The organism is Gilliamella sp. B14384G12, assembly GCF_016101825.1.
Classification (GTDB): Bacteria; Pseudomonadota; Gammaproteobacteria; order Enterobacterales; family Orbaceae; genus Gilliamella; species Gilliamella apicola_N.
Genome location: NZ_JACFPU010000022.1, coordinates 1 through 5,936 on the forward strand (window position 1 = coordinate 1; position 5,936 = coordinate 5,936).

4 protein-coding genes and 1 pseudogene are annotated in these 5,936 nt (G+C 32.9%); 1 reads left to right on the forward strand and 4 read right to left on the reverse strand.

Features of this window, described 5'->3' with window-relative positions; genetic code table 11:
- Positions 1–91: 91 nt before the first annotated feature.
- From H3S73_RS13370 to H3S73_RS13380, 3 genes are all read right to left on the reverse strand, one after another.
- Positions 92–3,733, reverse strand: a complete 3,642-nt coding sequence (locus H3S73_RS13370; protein ID WP_198248910.1) for a toxin VasX — start codon at positions 3,731–3,733, stop codon at positions 92–94.
- Positions 3,734–3,768: 35 nt separating this feature from the next.
- Complete coding sequence (locus H3S73_RS13375) at positions 3,769–4,554, reverse strand: hypothetical protein (RefSeq protein WP_198236978.1); 786 nt, start codon at positions 4,552–4,554, stop codon at positions 3,769–3,771.
- A gap of 247 nt (positions 4,555–4,801) precedes the next feature.
- Positions 4,802–4,945, reverse strand: coding sequence for a hypothetical protein (locus H3S73_RS13380; RefSeq protein ID WP_198236979.1), 144 nt, complete (start codon positions 4,943–4,945; stop codon positions 4,802–4,804).
- 418 nt (positions 4,946–5,363) lie between these two features.
- Here H3S73_RS13380 and H3S73_RS13385 point away from each other — a divergent pair.
- Positions 5,364–5,573, forward strand: a pseudogene (locus H3S73_RS13385) (HipA N-terminal domain-containing protein); the annotation flags it as partial.
- Between the two features lie 23 nt (positions 5,574–5,596).
- On the opposite strand, the gene H3S73_RS13390 reads toward H3S73_RS13385, so the two are convergent.
- Positions 5,597–5,848, reverse strand: a complete 252-nt coding sequence (locus tag H3S73_RS13390) for a hypothetical protein (protein ID WP_198236981.1) — start codon at positions 5,846–5,848, stop codon at positions 5,597–5,599.
- Positions 5,849–5,936: the final 88 nt, after the last annotated feature.

The following is a 5,936-nucleotide window of genomic DNA, read 5'->3' on the forward strand; positions in this document are numbered from 1 at the left end:
GTCATCGTCTTTATCTACTGGTTTAAATTTTGCTAAGTCTTTAGGATAATGTTTATACCCCAATTTAAATTCTGCCATTATTTGTTCCTACTCAAATATCAATGTAATCTTCTAATTCAATGGTAAATGGTGTTTCGCTGCCATTTTGCTCTTCAATAAAGCCTAGCACACTTATTTTTGTATCGATATTATCATCAGCCACATAGACCACTGGACAGATGATTAATGAGCCTTGTTCATCAAGCTTATAGGTCACCAGCTGATTTTTTACTGATGATTGATTTGTGTGTTGACTTTCTTGGTTTGTAAAATCAACTTTCATCTCTAACGTTGAGAGCGAGCCAGCAGAGCTATCACGAGAGGTCGTTGATTTAAAAGTCGTTCCTGTCAAGTTATGACCAATTAGCTCATTTTGACTGCTCTCTTTTTTCTCAACAATCAGAGAGCCATAATAGCGAATGCTGTCCGGTTTATAATTAGGTAAAATTACATTCAGATAAATATCCTGTTTATCACCATAATCAAAAACGAAACTTTTTTGCGATTTTTTGGTTAGAAAAAGTTCGTAACCACGAGAAGCACCATAAAAGCCATGAATGAGCTTTTTAACGCCGTCTTCAGTTAATGGATAAGGAGATAAATTACCGGTTAGCTGATTTAAACCAAAGTAGCAGCGGTCAAACCAACGCTCCATAGACGTTAATGAGGTCAGTTCGCTCATAAATGCACAAAATATTGATAATACAATACAAACAATTGATAATGCGATACCGATACCAGATCCAGCAAAGAACATTGATACAGCTAAAAGAACTCCAGATGCAAATTGCCATCTTCCTGAAATTTTAAATCCTGCATTTATTTTGTTCAAACCAAAATACACTTCTTTTCCTCCTTCAAATACTCCCCAAACTTTTGCCGTGTTTGCCAGTTTTTCGGCATGGTTAATTAATACTTTCATTACGGTTTTTTCGGATAGTGCCACAGCTTTATTAGTAACGCTTATCATTATTTTACTTTTAAAGTTACCTGACATCTTTGCAAGCTTATCGACCGAGCCTGTAATAAAAGTTATGGTATTAATCGAGATAGATACGCTAGCAAATATAAGTCCAGCCATTGCTTCACTCCGCTGTTCTTCTGTTAAATTAGTTTTTTGCAGAGTTTTATTATTATCTAGCAATAATTTTGCTTGCCATGCTAATAAAAGGAATTCAAATAGAATTGAGGTGCTACTTGCTGCATAGGCCACTCGTAATTTAGGATTGGAAGGATGATTAACCGGTGCATTACTTAGATGGGTTGAAGGTTCGTTAGCGGTAATAGAGGGTACGCTTTCTTTAATCACATTTCCCATCTCTTGGGCGCCTTCGGTCATAGTATTAGCATGAATTGAAATGTCAATATGGTTATTGGTGATTTTATTTATTAGTGTTTTTACGGATGCAAATTGATTTTTTGTGGTATCTGAGGCATATCTTTGCAGGTAGGCTTTTAATTCATTAATACCCTCTTGTGTTCCTCGACCTTTAAATGTTGCGGTTATCAGTCCATCTTTACTGTCAATAATCTCAAAACCACTAAAATTAGAACCATGTTTGGTTTTGAGCTGAGCCTCAAGTTGATTATATCGCTCTTCCGGTAAGGTTAGACGAAACTCATCGGTAATTAATTCTGGATTGACTGTTTTTGAGTCAGTATTATTTATGACAACATTATTATCAATTACCGTTGCCAGCTTATTCACATCATTGACAGCACGATTGCCTCTATTAGTCCGTTTCACATAATCTTCAATATTTTTAAAACCATCATCATCACAAAATATTGTTAAGGTGATAGTGGTTTTTTTGGTGTCTTCAATGGTGGTTTGCGAAGTAATTGAAACATTTTTATTACTCTCCAAAGCACTTATTTTGCCAGTGTTGATATTAAAGGTAATAGTTCTACTTTTAGCATTCGTGTGCCCTGCTTCTGATAACGCTTTTTGTACACCTTGTGCATTAGTGATTTTTTCTAATTGTTTACCAGAACTCTCAGGTTGAATTGCCTGTGATTGTGCTAAAGCCATAATCGGATTAATAAGGCAATGTTCAATTAAAAAATTGTTGAGCTCGTTGCCTTTATCCGCTAGTGATTTGATATCACCCTCTTTCCAAAAAGAAGGATTTTTTCCTGCAATGACTTTATGAAAATAAGTCTCATCACTGGATAAGAGTTCGTCCCATAATCCCATATCATAATAACTGTTACCTTGCGATCTAAATATCTGAATTGCATCAGCTAATATATCATTATGGATATCTTGGCTATTATAATTGAACTCCTGCTCCCAAAATTTAACTGTATTAAAACTGGATATTTTTTGTTCAGGGAAGGTTATCTCTTCCTTATTTTCAAATTGATGTTTTCTACCTGAAAAAAAATCAGAGGCGGGCAACTTATCGCAAAATAACCAGCGACAATAAAGGGTGTAATCTCGACCATTATTCTTTTTAATTTTCTCGTACTGTTTTACTTTATCAGCAAAGCGATTGTACTCTTCAAGTTTTAATTGATTATTAAACTTTGCCCAATATTGGTCGAAATCATAATGTGCTTTTTCTGCTTGGGATAAGTTGTAGCGCAAATTACCTGTTTCATCGACGATTTCCGGCGAGCCACCATATTGCCATTTATCACTACTAAAAAGATTTTCTAAACTAGAGACAAAAACGGTACCAGCTGTACTATTTTCATCAAAATATTTTCTCATTGAAATTTTATATTGCTCAATTAAGTCATAATTTAATTTTTTATATTGACCCTCTGGGGTGTGAAACTCATGATATTCATAAGGAATATCGCTTTTATTATCAATTTTATTATGTAATTTAGCGTCCCCTGTATAATTGACTTCGGCTAGGCGTTGAAAATTTAAGTCCTCAATCATACCTAGGGGATCTTCTAAAATAACCGCCCCAACTGGTTTTTTATATTGAGACTTTCGGGCATTGATAAAATTAATAAAAGGATCACGTTGTTCACTTTTATCTTGATAATTCGGTAAATAACTCAATTTATCAGTCATATAGGGTATAAATTCTAAAATTTTACCAAAAGTATGTTGGCTTGATAAATCTATGCCTCTTGGGTGGTTATCTGGCGCTTGAATAAATGAAGTTAAATCAATTTTAGTAAACCGAGCTAAATCTTGGCTATTTTTATAATAATCACGAGTTTGTTTATTCCAAGGGTAACGGCTATAGGCAATCCATAAAAAAGGTTTGTCACTTAATTCGTCATTGCTAATATCAACCGAGATAAATGAAGCTGGGACATAATGATTGTCAGCTAGACATCGTGTTGGAAAGGGATCCTTGTTATCGATTTCAAGATCTTCTGGGGCTTTTTCCCTTAATATACCACCCTCTAAAACTTCATAATACCGAATATAGTCTTTTTTATTATCGGTTCCTGCAAGGACATAAACATACCCTTCTCGTAACACTCTTAATACTTCATTATGATCTTGTAACGGTTCTTGTGGCTCTCGGTCATCAAGAGAGTATTGTGATGAATCGAAGAATGAAAAGAGCTGCGAATATAGTGAAGACCAAACCTTATTTACCGCAGACTTTCTTAAGAGTAAAATCGGATATCCTTCCCTTACACATGCATGCCCATTGTCTGTTAATGATACAATTGCCGATAAGCTAGAAGTATCAACGTTTTGTGTATTTTCACTAACCATAGTTTTTCCTATCCAAATCTATCTATCGAGTAATATTATTTATTATTTTGATTTATACTTGCTTTAATATCATTTTCCAATTGTTCTAAGCGTTTCTTTAATGAACCTGGTGCTAAAATCGCTGATAAAAATAGCGCATTAGGTGGCAATGTTTGAATATTATCTTGCCACATTTTGACCAACCCAAAAGTGGCTTTGGGTTCATTTTGATACTGTAATGCATTTTGTAAAAATATCTGACTGGATAAGAGAAAGTCTTTCGTCAATAAATTATCGGCTGCTTTAATTTGAATTAATTGGCCATAATAATTCATATAAGTATAACGATGAATAAAATTGAATAATCCTGATAATAAACTTTCAACCGAGAGACTTTCTTTTAATAATTGCAATCGAATATGTTCATAGAAAGGTAAGAAAGTAGGTTGTTTAGGCGAGAGTAAACGACCTAGCTGTAGACCTAAATCAATCATCTTTTCGGCTAAATTCTGTATATCAAGTTCACTACTTATCCACGCACAAATGTAATGTTTGTAATGGGAGCGCTCTTTTTCGATTCGAGTTATCGTTAAATCCAATAATTCAGGCTCTAACACTTCGCCTGGTTTCGCCAGCAATATAAGATGGGGACAAATAGTAGGTTCATAGGATAAATCAGGGCGTAAGATAACTTTAAGCTCATCGCTAGAAAAGACATCTTTAATATTTTCCAGCGCGAGTGGCTCAACAATTTTAACTGGTTTTAATGGGTCTACAAGTAAATAACGGTAACAGTTAGCTTGATCTTCGTTTAAAGCATTTGATAATTGATGTACTAACAAAACTAAAACCTCAACAAACAAATCAATAACAATTATTTATGTGGTTTAGTTTATCTGTTTGACTATTATAATGCAAAGAACATTATCAACTTTACTGATAATAAAGATGTCTTCAAAAACGTGTTGTTGTCTTTCTAATTTAAGTATGAAGCACCTGACATACGCATTGTAAATGAATAAATAATAAACTCATATATAACCAGAATTATATTATTAATCATTGCGTCATAGTTTAGACACTTTTATCCTAATCTGGATTGATTTCAGTTGAAGCCAGTTGATAAAAAATAGGAAAAGTAATTCTAATAATTGCTTTGGACATAAAAAACCAGCTTTGGGCTGGTGTATTTTTTGGAATTGGTGTGGATGCCGAATCGAAAAGATCTTTCAATTTTAGTTAGCTTTAGATTTTTAGGTAACATCATATAACATATACTGTTATAGTCAAAACCACTATTTATCAACTCAGACATTCTGTGCCACTAAATATTGCATTAGAACAGGGTGATGCCTTAGTTCTTGTGGTTATATTTATGATACTGGTAAGAGTTTTTTGAAGATTATGTTGGAAGATCTATACTTAATCAATACAGTATGTTAAGTATTTTATAAACCTTGAATAATTGTTAATAACCCTACAAAGTTTTAATATAAGCTTTGTAGGGGAGAATTTATTGATAAGTTTATTTTATTACTATTTTACAATAGTGATTAACTTAAGTTAACAGTTAATACACTTACCTATATTTGAAAAAGGATTTCATAATGTGCAAACACTTCCTTATTATTTTCCTAAAACTGACTATTCCAAATACGCTCACAAGTGGTTATCTTTGGCTGGTAGCCGAGCTATCTCGTTATCTCTACCATTGCGAGAACAAACTTATGAAGGTGATATCGTTTACAATTTTTTCGATAATTTATTACCTGATAATCAAAGTATCCGAGATAGCATCCAGCAACAATTTCAAACTGTAACCAATCAACCATTTGATCTACTATCAAGTATTGGTATGGAATCTAACAGTAAAACCCGCTTTGCTTATGTTCCTAATAAAATATCGACTCTTTTGCTATAGTTTTCGTCTTCATCAAACGTATATTTATTTTTTAATAATACATTTAATTCTTCTTTATCTTTTGTATATTCTAATATCTCATTATTGTTTAGCTCTGTATTAATTTTTAAATCAGATAATCTATTTAACAGGTAATCAGGAATAAAATTATGTTTCAAGCTTATTATTGATAAATTTTGAATAACAGCGACTAAAATCTTATTATTTTTTTTCATGCTAATGGATAGGCTACACTAATTAGTACCAATTTTATAAGGTCATTGTTATGATAAACCAACAATAAAAAAAGGTAACAATAATGAC

What these genes read in the sequence shown, in the direction of transcription:
- H3S73_RS13370 (WP_198248910.1), bottom strand. Translation starts at nt 3,733, where the DNA reads ATGGTTAGTGAAAATACACAAAACGTTGATACTTCTAGCTTATCGGCA.
- H3S73_RS13390 (WP_198236981.1), bottom strand. Translation starts at nt 5,848, where the DNA reads ATGAAAAAAAATAATAAGATTTTAGTCGCTGTTATTCAAAATTTATCA.